General features: G+C 76.4%; 15 protein-coding genes. 9 read left to right on the top strand and 6 right to left on the bottom strand.

The window, feature by feature from the left end:
• The first annotated feature begins 142 nt into the window (after positions 1-142).
• From ACFP2E_RS06050 to ACFP2E_RS06025, 6 genes are read left to right on the top strand one after another with little or no spacing between them, the layout of a single operon-like run.
• Positions 143-1,351, top strand: coding sequence for an ABC transporter substrate-binding protein (locus tag ACFP2E_RS06050; RefSeq protein ID WP_378522572.1), 1,209 nt, complete (start codon positions 143-145; stop codon positions 1,349-1,351).
• Positions 1,348-2,256, top strand: coding sequence for an ABC transporter permease subunit (locus tag ACFP2E_RS06045; RefSeq protein WP_378522573.1), 909 nt, complete (start codon positions 1,348-1,350; stop codon positions 2,254-2,256). The genes ACFP2E_RS06050 and ACFP2E_RS06045 overlap by 4 nt, the downstream gene beginning before the upstream one ends.
• Positions 2,253-3,059, top strand: a complete 807-nt coding sequence (locus ACFP2E_RS06040; RefSeq protein WP_378522574.1) for an ABC transporter permease — start codon at positions 2,253-2,255, stop codon at positions 3,057-3,059. The genes ACFP2E_RS06045 and ACFP2E_RS06040 overlap by 4 nt, the downstream gene beginning before the upstream one ends.
• Entirely contained in the window at positions 3,056-4,231 is a 1,176-nt protein-coding gene (locus ACFP2E_RS06035) for an ABC transporter ATP-binding protein (RefSeq protein WP_378522575.1), read from the top strand. Before ACFP2E_RS06040 ends, ACFP2E_RS06035 begins: the two co-directional genes overlap by 4 nt.
• Positions 4,228-5,646 carry a dihydrolipoyl dehydrogenase family protein gene (locus ACFP2E_RS06030; protein WP_378522576.1) on the top strand — a complete coding sequence of 473 codons (1,419 nt, stop codon included), beginning with the start codon at positions 4,228-4,230 and terminating at the stop codon, positions 5,644-5,646. The genes ACFP2E_RS06035 and ACFP2E_RS06030 overlap by 4 nt, the downstream gene beginning before the upstream one ends.
• Positions 5,647-5,676: 30 nt before the next feature.
• On the top strand, positions 5,677-6,240 hold the full coding sequence (locus ACFP2E_RS06025; protein ID WP_378522577.1) for a carboxymuconolactone decarboxylase family protein: 564 nt from the start codon (positions 5,677-5,679) through the stop codon (positions 6,238-6,240).
• On the opposite strand, the gene ACFP2E_RS06020 is transcribed toward ACFP2E_RS06025, so the two are convergent.
• From ACFP2E_RS06020 to ACFP2E_RS06000, 5 genes are read right to left on the bottom strand one after another with little or no spacing between them, the layout of a single operon-like run.
• Positions 6,224-7,699, bottom strand: coding sequence for a radical SAM domain-containing protein (locus ACFP2E_RS06020; RefSeq protein ID WP_378522578.1), 1,476 nt, complete (start codon positions 7,697-7,699; stop codon positions 6,224-6,226). The two genes, ACFP2E_RS06025 and ACFP2E_RS06020, sit on opposite strands and share 17 nt — an antisense overlap.
• 27 nt (positions 7,700-7,726) lie before the next feature.
• Positions 7,727-9,667, bottom strand: coding sequence for an ABC transporter permease subunit (locus tag ACFP2E_RS06015; protein WP_378522579.1), 1,941 nt, complete (start codon positions 9,665-9,667; stop codon positions 7,727-7,729).
• A gap of 31 nt (positions 9,668-9,698) precedes the next feature.
• Complete coding sequence (locus ACFP2E_RS06010; RefSeq protein ID WP_378522580.1) at positions 9,699-11,222, bottom strand: ABC transporter substrate-binding protein; 1,524 nt, start codon at positions 11,220-11,222, stop codon at positions 9,699-9,701.
• 34 nt (positions 11,223-11,256) lie between these two features.
• Positions 11,257-12,549: an MFS transporter gene (locus ACFP2E_RS06005; RefSeq protein ID WP_378522581.1), complete on the bottom strand. Its 1,293-nt coding sequence runs from the start codon at positions 12,547-12,549 to the stop codon at positions 11,257-11,259.
• Positions 12,546-13,448 carry a nicotianamine synthase family protein gene (locus ACFP2E_RS06000; RefSeq protein ID WP_378522582.1) on the bottom strand — a complete coding sequence of 301 codons (903 nt, stop codon included), beginning with the start codon at positions 13,446-13,448 and terminating at the stop codon, positions 12,546-12,548. The genes ACFP2E_RS06005 and ACFP2E_RS06000 overlap by 4 nt, the downstream gene beginning before the upstream one ends.
• A gap of 107 nt (positions 13,449-13,555) precedes the next feature.
• On the opposite strand from ACFP2E_RS06000, the gene ACFP2E_RS05995 reads away from it, so the two are divergent.
• The 3 genes from ACFP2E_RS05995 to ACFP2E_RS05985 are packed head-to-tail and all read left to right on the top strand — an operon-like array spanning position 13,556 to position 16,212.
• Entirely contained in the window at positions 13,556-14,098 is a 543-nt protein-coding gene (locus ACFP2E_RS05995; protein WP_378522583.1) for a TlpA family protein disulfide reductase, read from the top strand.
• Positions 14,099-14,101: 3 nt separating this feature from the next.
• Positions 14,102-15,022, top strand: a complete 921-nt coding sequence (locus ACFP2E_RS05990; RefSeq protein WP_378522584.1) for a cytochrome c biogenesis CcdA family protein — start codon at positions 14,102-14,104, stop codon at positions 15,020-15,022.
• Positions 15,019-16,212, top strand: a complete 1,194-nt coding sequence (locus ACFP2E_RS05985) for a DUF3179 domain-containing protein (RefSeq protein ID WP_378522585.1) — start codon at positions 15,019-15,021, stop codon at positions 16,210-16,212. Before ACFP2E_RS05990 ends, ACFP2E_RS05985 begins: the two co-directional genes overlap by 4 nt.
• Positions 16,213-16,240: 28 nt before the next feature.
• Here the strand turns inward: ACFP2E_RS05985 and ACFP2E_RS05980 are convergent, their stop codons facing one another.
• On the bottom strand, positions 16,241-16,630 hold the full coding sequence (locus ACFP2E_RS05980; RefSeq protein WP_378522586.1) for a hypothetical protein: 390 nt from the start codon (positions 16,628-16,630) through the stop codon (positions 16,241-16,243).
• Between the last annotated feature and the right edge of the window lie 100 nt (positions 16,631-16,730).

Here is a 16,730-nt window from a genome sequence, read left to right as displayed (position 1 = left end):
CAACGGGCGGTCGTCCACGGTCCGGGAAGTCCCGGCGGCGGTCGCCGTGTTCCCGGACTGGGCGCCGGTCGCCGCCGCGCCGCCAGCAGAGTCCCTCGATCCCTCCGGAGGCCCCGTGCGTCGTCCCACCCCCGCAACCTACGTGGCGACCGCAGCGGCACTGCTCGCGACAGCGTGCGCCGCGCCGGCGACAACCACCTCCGCCCCGGAGGACCGGCCGTGGGACGAGGTGCTCGCCGAGGCGCAGGGACAGACCGTCGACCTGTGGATGTGGGGTGGCGACGAGCGCGGCAACGCCTACGTCGACGACGTGCTGGCGCCCGCGGCCGCCGACCTGGGCGTGACCCTGCGCCGGGTGCCGGTCGCGGACACCCGCGACGCGCTGCGCCGGATGCTCGCCGAGCGCGCCGCCGGCGAGACCGAGGGCGACGTCGACCTCGTGTGGGTCAACGGCGACAACTTCGCGACCGGCCGGCAGGCCGACGCGTGGCTCTGCGGCTGGGCCGGCGACCTGCCGAGCATGCAGTACGTCGCCGAGGACGACCCGCTGGTCACCGAGGACTTCGGCGTCGCCGTCGACGGGTGCGAGGCGCCGTGGCACAAGGCGCAGTTCACTCTGGTGTACGACGCCGAGCGGGTGCCGGACCCGCCGACGACGTTCGACGGCCTGCTCGACTGGATCGAGGAGAACCCCGGTCGCTTCACCTACCCGGCGCCGCCCGACTTCACCGGCTCGGTCTTCGTCCGGCAGCTGCTGTACGCCGTCTCCGGCGGCCCCGACGAGGTGCCGGCGGAGTTCGACCAGGCGGCGTTCGACGAGCTCACCCCCGCCCTGTGGCGGACGCTCGAGGGCATCGAGCCGTCGCTGTGGCGCGGCGGGCAGACCTACCCGCGCGACGTCGGCTCGCTCGACCGGCTCTTCGCCGACGGGGAGGTCGACATGACCATGACCTACGGCCCGGCGACCCTCACCGATCTCGTCGCCGACGGCACGTTCCCGCGCACCACGCGCGTGCTGCAGCTGGAGGAGGGGACGGTCGGCAACGCCAGCTTCCTCGGCATCCCGGTGACCTCCCCCGACTCCCCCGGCGCGATGGTGGTCGCCGACCTGGCGCTCTCCCCCGAGCAGCAGGCCGCCAAGGCCGACCCCGACATGTGGGGGCAGTTCACGGTCCTCGACCTCGACCTGCTGCCCGACGCCGACCGCGATCGCTTCGACCGGCTCCCGGAGTCGCCCGTGGTCCCGCCGTACGACGTGCTGTCGCGCGGCGCCGACCCGGAGCTCTCCTCGGCCTGGGTCGGCCCACTGGACGACGGGTGGCGCCGCCAGGTCCTCGGGGCGGGCACGTGACCCCGTTCTCCCTGATGGTGGCCCGCCGTCTGCCCCGACCGCGTCGTCCGGGGCGGGCGACCCCCGCGGTGCTGCTGGTGCTGCTCGTCACCGGCACCGGCCTCGGTGCCGTGGTCGCGACCAGCGTCGGCCTGATGCCGCTCTTCGGGCAGCCGACGCCGGGGGTGGCGGGCTACGTCGACGCCTCCGCGGACCTGCTGCCGGCCGTCCGCGAGACCCTGCTCATCGCGACCGCCTCCACCGTGCTCGCGGCGGCGGTCGGCCTGGTCGTGGGGACCGCGCTGCTGGCGGAGGGACGGGGCAGCACGGTGGTCCGCGCCGCGGCGGTCTCCGTCGTCGCCGTCCCCCACCTCGTCGGGGCCGCCGCTGTCGGGCAGTGGCTCTCCGGCGCCGGACTGGGGTCGCGGCTGCTGTCGGTCGAGGGCGACGCGTGGCCGCGGCTCGTGGCCGGCCCGCTGCCGGTGGCGACGGTCCTGGAGTTCGCGTGGAAGGAGTCGGCGTTCGTGGCGCTGGTCGTGGCCGCGGCGCTGTCGCGCAGCCAGCGCGAGCGCACCGAGACCGCCTCGGTGCTGGGCGCCGGGCCCTGGCAGCGGTGGTCGCGGGTCTACCTGCCCAGCGCCGCCGTCCCGGCGGCCGCCGCCTCGCTGATCGTGTTCGTCTACACGGTCGGGTCCTACGAGGTCGCCTGGCTGCTCGGCCGCGCCTACCCCGAGCCGCTGCCGGTGATGGCCTACCGGCTCTTCGGCTCGACGGATCTGGAGGCCCGGCCCGCGGCCGCCGCCGCGGCGACCGTGGCGGCGGGCATCGCCGTGCTGGCCGCCGGCCTCGCCCTGCTGCTGGCGCACCGTGCCCGCCACCGGGGCGGGCTCGACGTCGACGCGGCTGTGCCGGGAGCGGTCCCGTGACCGCCCCGGTCGCCCGGGTCGCCCCCACCGGCCGCGCACCGCGCAGCCTGTCGGCGGTCGTGCTGCTGTGGCTGCTCCTGCCGGTGGTGCCGCTGGTCGTGTGGGCCGTCGCGGACCGCTGGTCCGCGCCCGCCGTGCTCCCGCAGGACTGGGGCCTCCGCGGCTGGGACGCCGCCGCGGACGCCGGCGTCGTCGGCGCGCTGGCCCGCTCCACGGCCCTCGGCCTCGTCGTGGCCGCGATTGCGACGCCGCTGGGCGCCATGGCCGGCCGCGCGCTCGGCTGGCGCGAGCTGCGCCACCCGGGACCGGTCGCGTGGGTGCTCGTGGCGCCGGTGGTCCTCCCGCCCTTCGCAGTCGCGATGGGGCTCGACGTGGTGCTGCTGCGCCTCGGCGTCCCCGAGCTCGTCGGCGTCGTGCTCGTGCTGGTGACGCTGGCGGTGCCGTACACCGCCTACACCCTCGGGGCGGCGTACGCCGCGCTCGACCCGCAGCTCGAGGAGCAGGCCCGCACCCTGGGCGCGACGGCGCGCCAGGCTCGACGGCGGGCGACGCTGCCGGCGGTCGCGCCCGGCCTGCTGACCGCGGCCGGGCTGGCCTTCCTCGTCGGCTGGAGCGACTACGTCGTCACGCTGCTGATCGGCGGCGGCCGGCTGGTCACAGCCCCGATCCTGCTCGGGTCGGCCGCCGCCGGCGCCGGGAACGAGCCGACGACCGCCGCGCTGGCGGTCGCCTCGACCCTGCCGCTGGCGCTCGCCGTCGCCACCGTCCTCCTCGTCCGCCACCGATACGGAGGCCGCCCATGAGCACGCTCGAGCTGAGCGGGATCGCCCACCGCTACCCGGGCGCCGCCCGGGACACCCTCACCGGCGTCGACCTCCGGGTGCCCGAGGGCGAGATGCTCGCCGTGGTCGGCCCGTCCGGCTCGGGCAAGACGACGCTGCTGCGGGTCGCCGCCGGGCTCGAGCCGGCGACGGCCGGGACGGTCTCGATCGACGGCCGCGAGGTCGGTCACCTGCCGCCCGAGGAGCGGGGGCTGACCGTGATGTTCCAGCAGCCGCACCTGTTCCGGCACCTCGACGTGCTCGACAACGTGGCGTTCGGGCAGCGGGTCCGCGGCCGGCCCCGGCGCGAGGCCCGCGAGGCCGCCGCCCGCTACCTCGACCTCGTCCACCTGGGCGCTCTCGCGCGCCGGCGGGTCCGCAACCTGTCCGGCGGCCAGCAGCAGCGGGTCGCGCTGGCCCGCGCGCTGGCCACCGAGCGCGACATCCTGCTCCTCGACGAGCCGTTCGCCTCGCTCGACCCCGGGCTGCGTCAGTCGATGCACCAGCTGCTCGACGAGGTCCGCGCCGCGCTCGCGCCGACGATCGTGATGGTCACCCACGACCTCGACGAGGCCGGGCTGGCCGAGCGGGTCGCGGTGGTCGGCGGCGGGGGCGTCGCGCAGGTCGGCACCGTCGCGGACCTCTACGCGCGGCCCCGGACGCTCGACGTCGCCCGACTCGTGGGCGGCTTCAACGAGCTCCCCGGGACCGCCGCGGGCGGCCGGCACCGCTCGGCGTGGGGCGAGCTGCGGCTGCCTGACGGCTGCGACGTCGCGGGTCCGGCGACCCTGCTGGTACGCCGGGAGCAGGTCCGGCTGGTCGACGACCCGGAGCCCGGCCCGCACGGTGGTGCGCTGGTCGCCTCCGGGCAGGTGGCCCGGGTGTCGCGCACCGGGATCCGCGAGGTCGCCACCGTCGACCTGGCGCCGGTCGCGGGCGGCCGCCGGCTCCGGCTCCAGGCCGAGCTCGACGTCGGTGAGACGGTCCACGCCGGCGACCGGGTGCGGGTGGTGGTCGAGTCCGGCCGCGGCCTCTGGGCGGTGGCGTCCGAGGGTGCTGTTCAGCGGGGGCAGCAGGGGCAGCCGGAGGCCGCGGCGCCGGAGCCCGCGACCAGCGACGACCCCGACCACGACACGATGGGAGTGGAGCGATGAGCGAGAGCACGCAGCCGGCCCGGGACCAGCAGCACGACAACGGCGTCCCGGACTCCGTCGACGTGGTGGTCGTGGGCATGGGTGTCGGCGGCGAGGCCGTCGCCGGACAGCTGCTCGACGCGGGCCTGTCGGTGGTCGGCATCGAGGACGGCCTCGTGGGAGGCGAGTGCCCCTACTGGGGCTGCATCCCCAGCAAGATGATGGTCCGCGCCGCCGATGCCATCGCCGAGACCCGGCGGGTCGGCGACCTCGCCGGCAGCGCCACCGTCGACCCCGACTGGTCACCCGTCGCCCGCCGGATCCGCGAGGAGGCCACCGACCACTGGGACGACCAGGTCGCCGTCGACCGGTTCACCGGTGCGGGCGGCCACTTCGTCCGCGGCCGTGGCCGGCTCGCCGGGCCCGGCCGGGTCGAGGTCGACGGGCCGGAGGGCGGGGTCACCGTGACCGCCACCCGCGGCGTCGTCGTCGCCACCGGCACAGTCCCGGCCGTGCCGCCCGTCGACGGGCTCGCGGACACGCCGTACTGGACGAACCGGCAGGCCGTCGAGGCCGAGACGCTGCCCGCGTCCATGCTCGTGCTCGGCGGCGGCGCCATCGGCCTCGAGCTCGCGCAGGCCTTCCACCGGTTCGGCGTCGACGTCACCGTCCTCGAGGCCGCGGACCGGCTGCTGGTCGCCGAGGAGCCGGAGGCCTCCGAGCTCGTCACCGGCGTCCTCCGCGACGAGGGCATCACGATCGAGACCCGCGCCGCCGCGTCGCATGTGAGCCACGACGACAGCGGCTTCACCGTCACGCTCGAGGACGGCCGCACGTTCACCGGCGAGCGGCTCCTCGTCGCGACCGGCCGTCGCGTGGACGTGTCGGGCCTCGGCCTCGACACCGTCGACCTCGAGGCGGACCGGGCGCTGGACACCGACGAGCGGATGCGCGCCGGCGACGGCGTGTGGGCCGTCGGCGACGTCACCGGCCGGGGCGCCTTCACCCACGTCGCGACGTACCAGGCGGCGGTCGCCGTCGCCGACATCCTCGGCCGCGACGGCCGCACCGCCGACTACGCGGCGGTCCCCCGCGTGACGTTCACCGACCCCGAGGTCGGCTCCGTCGGGCTGACCGAGCAGCAGGCCCGGGACCGCGGCCTGGACGTGCGCACCGGCACCGCGCAGGTGCCGTCGTCGGCCCGCGGCTGGATCCACAAGGCCGGGAACGAGGGGCTGGTGAAGCTCGTCGTCGACGGCGGCTCGGACCTGCTGGTGGGTGCCACGTCGGCCGGCCCGGCCGGCGGCGAGGTGCTCGGCGCGCTCTCGGTCGCCGTGCACGGGCGGGTGCCGGTGAGCCACCTGCGGCAGATGATCTACGCCTACCCGACCTTCCACCGTGCCATCGAGGACGCCCTCCGCGACCTGGGCGACTGAACCGCCCGCGAGAGGAGGCAGGATCGCCCCGTGACCTACCTGCCGTCGTTGCCCGCGGGCAGCACCCTGCTCGACGTGTTCCGGGCGTTCCCGGCGGCGTCGCGGCCGCTGCTCGACTTCCACGAGGCGGTGATGCGCGGCCCGTCGCCGCTCACCGTCGCCGAGCGCGAGCTCATCGCGGCCTACGTCTCCGGGCTCAACGCCTGCCTCTACTGCCACGGCGTGCACACCGAGACCGCCGCGTCGTTCGGGGTGCCGGCCGAGCTGCTGGGTGCCCTCGTCGCCGACCCGGACGCCGTGCCCGACGCGGCGCTCGAGGCGGCCGGCTCGCGGGCCGGGCTGCGCAGCCTGCTGCACTACGTCGCCGCGGTGACGCGGGATCCCGCACGGGTGACGCCGGCCGATGCGGCCGCGGTGCTCGCGGACGGCTGGGACGAGCAGGCGCTGCACGACGCCGTCGCGGTCTGCGGGCTGTTCAACCTCATGAACCGGCTGGTCGACGGCCTCGGCGTCGAGGCCGGCGCCGACTACCGCACGATGTCGGGCCGCCGGCTCGCCGAGGGCGGCTACGCCGCCCTCAAGGACCTGCTGTGACGCCTGCCCGCTGACGTACGCCGTCCCGGACGGTGGGCATCGGCAGGTCCACCACGAGCCGCCGGTTCTCGCCGGGGTCGAGCACGCCGTGCTGCACGCACGCCGGCACCAGCCGGCCGGTCCCGGGGTGCGCCATGTGGTAGCTGCACGCGGCGAGCCGCTCCTGGGCGGCACGCACCTCCGGGTCGGCAGCCACCTCCCCGCGCTCGCCGGCCTCGTACGCCGCCGTGACCACGGCGGCGTCCATGAAGGCGTGGACGACGACGGTGAGGGCACGCACCCGGCCGGTGGCCAGGCTCCACGCGAGGTGGGCGGGGCCGCCGGACCGGCGGACGGCGCGGCCCGCCCAGGCGAGGCCGGCCGCGCCGTGCCGGGGCCGGCGGAGCGTGGCGCGCACCAGCCGCGCCGCCACCAGGCCCGGCCGGTTGGCGTCGAGGTCGAGGGCGCCGTAGCGCCGCATGTAGAGGTCGCGGGCCGCGAGGTCGCGCGCCGAGCCGGGGTCGAGGAGCGGCACGTAGCGCTCCCCCACGAGGAAGCCGAACGCGGTGCGGTTGCAGCGCGGGTCGCCGAACTGCAGCGCCTGCCAGGGCAGCGGCTGGCCGAGGCCTCGCTCGATCTCCGCCCACACGTCGTCGACGGTCAGGTGCCGGTGGCCGCCCGGCCAGCGGCGGTCGTCCCCGATGAGCGCGGCCGGCTGGAACGACATCATCTGGTAGCCCATCCGGCTCACGGTCCGGGCGACGTGGGCGACCTCGGGGAGGTTGTCGGCGGTGACGGTCATGTTGTGGGCGAGGTAGGAGCGCAGGCCGGTCCGCGCCGCGAGATCGCGGAACATCTGGACGAACGCGCGCCGGTGGCCGTCGAGCTCGGCCTCCGACCGCGGCCGCACCGCCCCGCGCCGTCCCCGCATCAGCGAGTCGACGTGCGCGGCGAAGGAGACCCGCGGCAGCCGCAGCCGGCCGTCCGGCCCGGTCACGACCGCCTCGAGGTACGCCGGGTCGAAGTCGCCGTGGGTCATCGACATCGGCTCACGGCCCGCCGCCCGCATCAGCAGCAGCGCCTCGGCGTGGGTGTCGGGGTCGAGCAGCGAAACCTCCCCGCCGATGAGCTGGGCGTGCGCCCCCGGGCCCCGCACCCGGCGCAGGTAGGCCATCTGCGTCGCGACCTCGCGCAGGGTATGGGGGCCGTCGACGCGGACGTGGTTGGCGTCGGCGGAGTGGTAGCAGGGCTTGCACGTCAGGTTGCAGCGCGGGAAGACGCCGTGGGTCCCCTCGCACCCGATCGCGGCGCGGCCGAGCACCTGCGCCGGCGTGCGGGCCCGCTCCGGAAGCCCCTCCCAGCGTCGCCGCAGCGCCTCCCGGGTCTCGGGGTCGGCCAGCCGGGTGGCGCGCTCCGCGCCCCGGACGGCATCGAGGACCCGGCGCAGGCGCTGGCGTACGAGCGGGCGCGGGCCGGTCATGGGGCCTCCTCGGGTCTGCTTGCGACCCTAGACCGGCACCCGGTCACCGTGTGTGAGCGCGCTCACCGAGCGACTCCCCTTCGTGCCGGCCGGGGTGAAGGGCGGCGTGGCGGGCGGGCGGCTGCCCGCTCCGGGGAGCAGGTCCCGCCCGCGACGGGCCCGGGTGCGACGCCGCACCGCTGCCGCCCACGAGCCGCCGAGGTCGGCGGCCCCTGCCGACGCGAGGCCGACCAGCAGCAGGCCGGCGGCCGGCACCAGCACGGCGAGCGGCGCCCGGTCGACGTGCGGGAGCCCGTCGTGCAGGAGCAGTCCCCACTGCGCCGAGGGCGGCGCCGGGCCGAGGCCGAGGAAGGCCAGCGCGGTCAGGGCGAGGCCGGTGTGCGGGAACCGGGCGACCGCGTGGCGCACCACCGGTCCCACGACGCCCGGGAGGAGCTCGCGCCAGAACAGCCGGAGGGGCCCCATGCCCATGACCCTGGCGGCCTCGACGTGGCCGCTGCCCCGGGCCTCGGCCAGCAGGGACCTGCCGTGCACGGCGAGCGGGACCCAGGCGACCACGGCGACGGCGACCAGGGCGGTCCCGGCGCCGGGTCCGGCGGCGGCTGCCACGAGCAGGCCGACCACCACGGCCGGGAGCGCGTTGCCGACGAGGCCGAGGAACGGCATGCCGCCGCTGCCGAGGGCCGCCACGAGCAGCCCGAGCAGGACGGCGACCACCGTGACGGCCAGGGCCGGGAGCAGCGTCTCCACGGCGCCGTGCGCAGCACGGGCGAGCACGTCGCGACCGAGGTGGTCGGTGCCCAGCGGGTGCCTCCGCGACGGACCCTGCAGCCGGTCGGCCAGCGACACCCGCGCCGGGTCGCGCGGCAGGCCGGCCACGAGCAGCAGCCCGAGCCCGGCCGCGGCGAGCGGCGCGATCCACCCGGCCCACCCGTGGGCGTGGTCCCGGGCGGGGCCGACGCCGGCCGCGGCGCCGTCCCCGGGCCTCAGCACCCGCTGGGCGCGCAGCCCGACCAGACCCGCAGCGAGCCCGGCCAGCAGCACGACGGTGAGCGCTCCCTGGACGACAGGCAGGTCGCCGGACAGCACCGCGGACAGCGCCAGCCGACCCAGCCCCGGGATGCTGAAGACGTTCTCCACGAGCACGGTCCCGCCCACGAGACCGGCGACGACGAGGCCCAGCAGCGGGGCCGACACGGCGAGCGCTCGCCGGAGGACGGCAGCCCGCAGCGCCCGGGGTGACCGGCCGCCGGCCACCCAGGTCCGCACCCACGGCTCGCGCAGGGTGTCCCGGACGCTGGCCTGCATCACCACCGCGAGCACGCCGCCGAGCGGCAGCCCGGCGGCGAGCGACGGCAGCACCAGGTCGTCCGGACCCTCCCAGCCGGTGGTGTGCGGCCACGCCGGGCCGCGGGCCGCCCACCACAGCAGCGCCGCGGCGACCAGCAGCTCGGGCAGCGCCGCGATGCCGTGGGCGACACCGGAGGCGAGGCCCTGCCGGGCGGGGTCGGCGGCCCCGCCGGCCCCGGGACGGCTGAGCGAGAGCAGCGTCAGCAGCACGGCGACGGCGGTCGCCACGGCCGCGGCGGCGAGCGCCAGCGTCGCGCTCACGCTGAGCGCCCCGACCACCGCCGGTGCCACCGCCTCGCCGCTCACCCAGGAGCTGCCGAGGTCGCCGCGCAGCAGGCCCGAGACCCACTGCGTGGCGGCCTCGGCCGGCCCGCCCGGCAGCCCGAGCTCGTCGCGCAGCGCGGCGAGCGTCGCCGGGTCGGGGTCACGCTCGAACGTGCGGGCCCGCAGGATCGCCAGCGCCGGGTCCCGGCCCGCCGCCCACGGCAGCAGGCTCACGAGCGCGCCGACGACGACCGGGGCCGCCACCAAGGCGGCGAGCAGCCCCAGCCGACCGACCAGCCGGCCGACCAGCCGACCGACCAGCCGACCAACCACCCTGTCGGCCGGCCGGCTCACGCCGGTCTCCGAGCGGGCCCGCACGTCCCCGTCATCGCAGACTGGTCCCCGCGGTCACGAGCAGCCGCTCGAACGGGTCCGTGGCGAGGCCGCTCACGGAGTCGGACACGGCGTGGCGCGCCCGCTCGTGGACCACCGGGACGACCGCACCGGTCGCGAGCACCGCGTGCTCGGCCGCGAGCACGGCCTCGCGCCGCGACTCGATGTCGGGCTGGCCCTGCAGGTCCTCGAGCACCTTCTCGACGTCGCGGTCGCACAGGTGGGCGAGGTTGTAGCTGCCGCGGCAGCCGAAGTCGCTCAGCAGGTAGTCGACCGGCTCGCCGGTGTCGACGGCGTACGACCGGCTGCCGACGACCACGTCGAACTCGCCGGCGAGCAGCGCCGGCTCGAGACCGGTGTAGGGGCGCACGACCTGCTCGACCTCCACGCCCGCCTCCCGCAGCTCCGCGGCGACGGCGTCGGCGACGGGCGCGAGCTCGGGCCGCTCGGTATAGGTCGCGATCCGGACCGTCTCGTCGGGCTTGACGGAGGCCTCGGGCTCCGGCAGCGCCGGCCGCGACTGCGCCCACGGCGTGGCCGGGCCGAAGAGGCCGGTGGCGGGGTCCGCGTGGTCCTCGAAGACGGTCCCGGCGAGCAGCTCCTGGTCGACGGCGTCCGCGACGAACGCGCGCTCGCCCGGCTCGTCGAGGGCCTCGCGGTTGCTGTTCAGGTAGACGAGCACGCTGCGCGGCAGCGGCATCTCGAGCAGCTCACCCCCGAGGCCGGCGACGTCCGCGGCAGCCACGGTGTGCGCGACGTCGACCTCGCCGGCCTCGAAGGCCGCGACCCGGGCGGCGGCGTCCGGCGTGTAGCGGACCTCCAGCCCGTCCAGGGCCGGCTCGCCGTCCCAGTAGGCGTCGTGCGCCTCGAGCGTGGCGCCCTGGGCACCGCGGGTCGCGGTCACCGCGAACGGGCCGGTGCCGTGGCGGGCGGCCTCGACGTCCTTGCCGTCGAAGGCGGCGGCGGCGAGGACCGGCAGGTTCGGCGAGGAGAGGCGCTGCGGGAGCACGGGGTCCGCCACCGAGGTGACGATCTCGACGGTGTCCTCGTCGACGGCCGTGGTGGTGAGCTCGACGCTGCTGATCTCGCTCGGCACCGGGGTCGCGGCCGCGGCGGCGTCCAGCGAGCGGACGACGTCCTCGGCGGTCAGCGTCGTCCCGTCCTGGAAGGCGACGCCGGGGCGCAGCTCGAAGCGCCAGGTGCGGGCGTCGACCTGCTCCCACGACTCCGCGAGCACGGGCGCCGGGGCGCCGGACTCGTCCAGCCGGGTCAGCGACTCCGTGGCGCCGAGCCGGGAGAGCAGGACGCCGTCGTCGCTGTACGGCGAGTAGGCGGCGGCGGGTGCCCACGGCAGTGCGAGCCGCAGGGTGCCGCCGGCCCCGGAGCCCGGGCCGGCGCCCTCCTGGGCGGCGGCGAAGCAGCCGCTGGTGGACCCGGCGACGAGGCCGAGCAACGTCGCGAGGGTGACGCGCACCCCGGGCCGGCGACCGGCCTGGCGTGGGGAGATGGGGGTCATGCTCTCTCTTTCTCGTGGAGGGAAGGGTCAGCCGTCAGGAGCCGACGGCGGGTACGGGGGCCGGCCTGGGATCGGGCAGGCCACCCCGCAGGACGGCTGCGGTGCCGAGGCCCGACGCAGCGGCGACGACGGCGAGCAGCAGCCAGGGCAGGACGGGGTCCCCGGTGTCGAAGGCGGCGCCCGTGGCGACGCTGACCAGCAGCACGCCCACGCCACCGACGGTCGAGACCAGGCCGTAGTGCGTGGCGAGCATCCGCTCGCCCGCGAGCCGCGCGACCGCGTCGCGGGACGCCGGGAGCAGCACCATCTGGCCCAGGGTCACGAGGCCGGCGAACGCCACGACCGACGCCCAGCCCGACCACGGGGCGCCGGGCGCCGCCAGGGCGGCGGCGGCCACGCCTCCCGCGACCATCAGCGCGAACCCCAGGCCGAGGGCGCGGTCGACACGCAGGTGCCGGGCCCGGGCGGTGATCCGGAGCTGGGCGAGCAGGACGAGGACCGCGCAGCCGCTGAAGACCCAGCCGGCGCCGGCGCCGCTCCCGGTGTCGCGGAGGAGCTGCAGCGGCACGGCGAGGTACAGCTGGTTGTAGAGCGCCAGGTAGCCGGCGAAGGCGACGGCGAACAGCAGGAACCTGCGGTTGCCCAGGACGTGTCCCCAGTCCGGGCGCTCGCGGCCGACCGCAGCAGTCCGACGGGGCAGCGCCCGCCAGTGCACGAAGTACACCACCGCGAAGACGGCCGCGGCCACGAGGCAGGAGGTGGTGAAGCCGCCGAGCACCAGCAGCGCGCCGATCGCGGGACCGACCAGGCTGCCGGCCTGGCTGGCCAGCGAGTGCAGGGCGAAGACCTCGGTGCGGGAGACCCCGGTCTGCTCCGCGGTGGCCTCGGCCTCCTCGGCGACGAGGGCGTCGATGGCGGGGGTGAACAGGGCACCGGCCACCCCGAGGGCGACCACGCCGGCGATCACCCAGGGCAGCTCGGTCGCGGTGCCGAGCAGCAGGAAGGACGCCACCCGGAGCGCGATGCCGGCGAGGACCGTGGCCCGGACCCCGAGCGCGTCGGCGAGGATCCCGCCGGCGAGGAAGAGGCCCTGCTGGCTGAGCATCCGCAGGCCGAGGACGGTGCCGACGACGCCGGCGGCGACGCCGAGGTCGCCGGTCAGGTGCACGGCGAGGAACGGCACGACCATGTAGAAGCCGACGTTGAAGACCAGCAGAGTGCCGACGAGCAGCCGGATGCGGGGCGTGACCGCTGCGGCGAGGCCGAGGACCCGCCGCCGCGAGGGTGGGGCCGGGTCGGACGGGTTGGCGGGGGCGGCGGTGGTCACGCGGCGCTCCCGTCGCGACGCGCGACCAGCGCCGAGTTCACCACCTCGTGGTGCGGGTGGAGCTCGAGCTGCAGCGACAGGCAGGCCACGTCGTCCACGGAGGCGGGCGCGTAGAGCAGCTCGCGGAGCCCGGCCGCCGAGCGGACGACGACGTGGGCGCCGGGACGCATCGCCTCGGCGACCCGGCTCAGCGCCCGGTGCTTCTGCAGGCCGTCGGAGCCGACCAGGGCGGCGTGGACCACGAGGTCGGCGCCGGCGAGCGCGGCGAGGGCGGGGCCCGGGACCTCCCCGGACACGTCCGCGAGCCGGCTGGTGACCCCGGGGACGCCCAGCGCCGCCGCGACCCGGTCGCCCAGCGCGAGCGAGTCCGCGTCGCGGTCGACCAGGGTGACGTCGAGGCCGTGGTCGCGGGCGAGGACGAGGCCGGTGAGCGGCAGCGGCCCGGAGCCGACCACGACGGCCGTCCGGGGCTCCTCGCCCAGCCCGCGGACCGCGGCCAGCTCGAGCGCGACGAGGGCGCGGTAGTTCCCGAGGTAGGGGAAGCGGTCGAGCTCCGCGACCGGGTCGGCCGCGGCGAGGATCCGCTGCGCCCAGCAGGTCTCCAGCTCGGTCTCGCCACGGGCGCACAGGTCGCGGATCTCCGCCACGCGCGGCCCCAGCAGCCGCATCACCTCGGCGGCCTGGCCGGCCCGGACGACGCCGTGGTGAGGAGCCAGGCTCAGGCCCACCAGCTCGCCGAAGGCACGGTCCACCTCCGGGCCCGGGCGCAGGTCGGTCGCGCCGAGGAGGTCGGCGAGGTCGGTGAGCCGCTGGGCCAGCTCGAGGGGCGCCAGCTCGAGAGGTGCTGAGTCGAGGCCACCGGCAGGAGCCACCGGTGTTGCGAGGTCCGAGATCGTCATGCCCCAGACAGTATTTGATAACGATTATCATCGTCGTAATGGGGTCGTCACGGGTTGTGTGAGCGCGCTCACCGAGGGTCGCCTCGCGCCCCCCATACCGTGGAGGCATGCGGATCCTGACTGCCGTGGCAGCGTTCCTCGTCCTCGTGCTCGCGGGCTGTGGCACGGCCACCGACGCCCCGTCCGGGCAGTCCGGCCAGGGCAGCCAGGACGGCCGGGCCTCCGCGGCCGAGGCGCCCCCTGCCGGCGAGGTCCGCTCGGTGGACTTCGCCGCGGACACCGTGGCGGGCGAGCCGTTCGACGGAGCCTCCCTCGAGGGCAAGCCGGCGGTGCTGTGGTTCTGGGCGCCGTGGTGCCCCACCTGCCGCGCCCAGATCGACGGCGTGAGCGAGCTGGCGGCCGAGCACGGCGACGCGGTCAACGTGGTCGGCGTCGGCGCCCTCGACGACCCCGAGGCGATCGCGGGCTTCGCGGCCGAGGTCGGCGACGACGTCACTCTGCTGTCGGACCCGCGGGGCGACGTGTGGCGCCACTTCGGCGTGACTGGCCAGAGCACCTACCTCGTCCTCGACGCGGAGGGCCGCGAGCGCGCCTCCGGCTTCCTCGACGACCCCGAGCTCGCCTCCATCGTCGACGCACTGGCGGGCTGACCCGTGAACGAGGGCCTGCTCGCCGTCGCCCTCGGGGCGGGCATGCTCGCGGCGGTCAACCCGTGCGGCTTCGCGCTGCTGCCGGCCTACGTGTCGATGCTGGTCGCCGGCGAGCAGCACCGGTCCCGACCCGCCCGGGTGGGGCGCGCGCTGCTGCTGACCGCCGCGATGACCACCGGGTTCGCGGGCGTCTTCGCGCTGTTCGGGCTCGCCATCGCCCCGGTCGCCGCCGGCGTCCAGGAGCACCTGCCCTGGTTCACCGTCGTCTTCGGACTCACGCTGCTGCTGATGGGGCTCTGGCTGGCGGCCGGTCGCGACGTCCGCCTCCCCCGGCTCCCGGGACGGCTCGGCCGCCGGGGCCGCACCGGCACCGCCCGGCCGCTGTCCACCTCCGTGCCCTCGATGGCCGGCTTCGGCGCCGGCTACGCCGTGGCGTCACTGTCCTGCACCGTGGCGCCGTTCCTCGCCGTCGTGGTCGGCGGGTTCCGCACCGGGTCGGTCATCGAGGGCCTCGCACTCTTCCTCGCCTACGCGGCCGGGATGGGTCTCGTGGTCGGCACCCTCGCGGTCGCCGTCGCGCTGGCCTCGACCTCCACGGTCGGCCGGCTGCGACGCGCCGGCCAGTGGGCGCCGCGGGCGGCGGGCGGGCTGCTCGCCGTCGCCGGCGCGTACGTCGCCTACTACGGCTGGTGGGAGCTTCGCGTGCTCCGGGGTGGCGAGACCGCCGACCCCGTCATCGACGCCGCCGCGTCACTGCAGCGCTGGCTCTCCGAGACGGTCGCGGGCGTCGGCGCGTGGACCTGGCTGGCGGTCTGCGCCGGCCTGGTGCTGGTCACGGTGGCGGGGTCCCGGCTGCGGCGGCGCACTCGTGAGCCAGCCGACGAGCCGAGCACCGGCTCGCCGGAGGAGAGGAGCAGGGCATGAGGATCCGACTGCGGGGAGCCGCCGCGGCACTGGCGGGGTTGCTGGTGCTGACCGCCTGCTCCGGCGACATCGACAGCGGCGCCGCCACCGAGGGTGGCAACGGCTCTTCGTCCGAGACCTCCGGGGCCGGCGCGGAGCCCGACGACATCGTGTCGGCCCTCGACGACGTCGACCACGAGTCGTTCCCCGAGCCCCTCATCGACCTCGACGACCTGCTCTCCGGCGGCCCGCCGCCCGACGGGATCCCCTCGATCGACGACCCCCAGTTCCAGCGGGCCTCCGAGGTCGACTGGCTCGACGGCCGGGAGCCGGTGCTGAGCCTCACCGTCGGCGACGAGACGCGGGCCTACCCGGTCCGGATCCTGACCTGGCACGAGATCGTCAACGATACCGTCGACGGCGTCCCGGTCGCTGTCACCTACTGCCCGCTGTGCAACTCCGGCGTCGCGTTCGAGCGCACCGTCGACGGGCAGGAGACCACGTTCGGGGTGTCCGGGAAGCTCTACATCGACAACCTCGTCATGTACGACCGGCTCACCGAGTCGCTGTGGCCGCAGCTCACCGGCAAGGCCTCCGTCGGCCACCTCACCGGCGAGGAGCTCGAGTCGATCCCGATGGGCATCGTCGGCTGGGACCAGTTCCTCGCCGAGCACCCGGACGCGAAGGTGCTCACCCGCGACACCGGCCACGACCGCGACTACGGCCGCAACCCCTACCGCGAGTACGACGACCCCGACAGCGGCCCGTTCTTCCCGCTGCCCGAGGACCCCGACGACCGGCTCGCCGTGAAGGCGCGCGTCGTCGGCGTCAGCGTCGACGGCGAGTCGGTGGCGGTGGACCGCGAGCACCTCGCCGACCGCGGCGTGGTGCCGGTGACGGTCGGCGACAGCGACGTGGTCCTCTTCCACGCACAGGGCCAGGCCTCCGCGCTGGACACCGAGCAGATCGCCGACGGCAAGGAGGTCGGCACCGTCGCCGCCTTCCGGCCCCGCGCCGGCGGCCAGGACCTGGAGTTCACCCGCACCGACGGCCAGATCGTCGACACCACGACCGGGTCGACCTGGAGCATCCTCGGCAAGGCCACGTCCGGCCCGCTCGAGGGCAAGCGTCTGCAGGCCGTCGAGCACCTCGACACCTTCTGGTTCACCTGGGTGCTCTTCCAGCCCGAGACCGAGCTCGTCAGGGGCTGACCACCGGCTCGTCAGCGGCCGAATGCCCTCAGGCGAAGGTGCCCAGCCAGGTGGTGAGGGCGTAGAGCGCGACGTAGGTGACGACGGCGATCCCCAGGATCGTCAGCAGCCGGTAGCGGACGCTGCGGACGCCCTGGATCGAGCAGATCTGGCGGCGGCGCAGCGCCACCCACACGAGCAGCGCCATCACCAGCAGCCCGGCGAGGCGGAACCACCACTGGTAGTCGTCGTACAGGTCGGTGGCCCAGGCGACCGCCGTGCCCGCCGAGACGATGCCGAGCAGTGCGAGCACGGTCGGCCCGACGCAGCAGAGGATGCCGGTGAGGCCGCCGACCAGGCCGATCCGCCACACGCCGAGCGGGCGCTCCTGCACCGGTCCCTCCCGGTGCCGGACGCCGCGGGTCCCGGTGCCGGCCATGCCGCCATCCTCCCCCGGCCCCGGAAGGCCGCTCTGTGAGCGCGCTCACCGAGACGCGCGCGGGGACCGCCCTACGGTGGGGCTGCGGGCTCGCTCCGCA

The sequence above is a fragment of the Nocardioides sp. GCM10027114 genome (assembly GCF_042659625.1).
GTDB lineage: Bacteria > Actinomycetota > Actinomycetes > Propionibacteriales > Nocardioidaceae > Nocardioides.
This window is presented reverse-complemented; position numbering and strand designations above follow the sequence as displayed.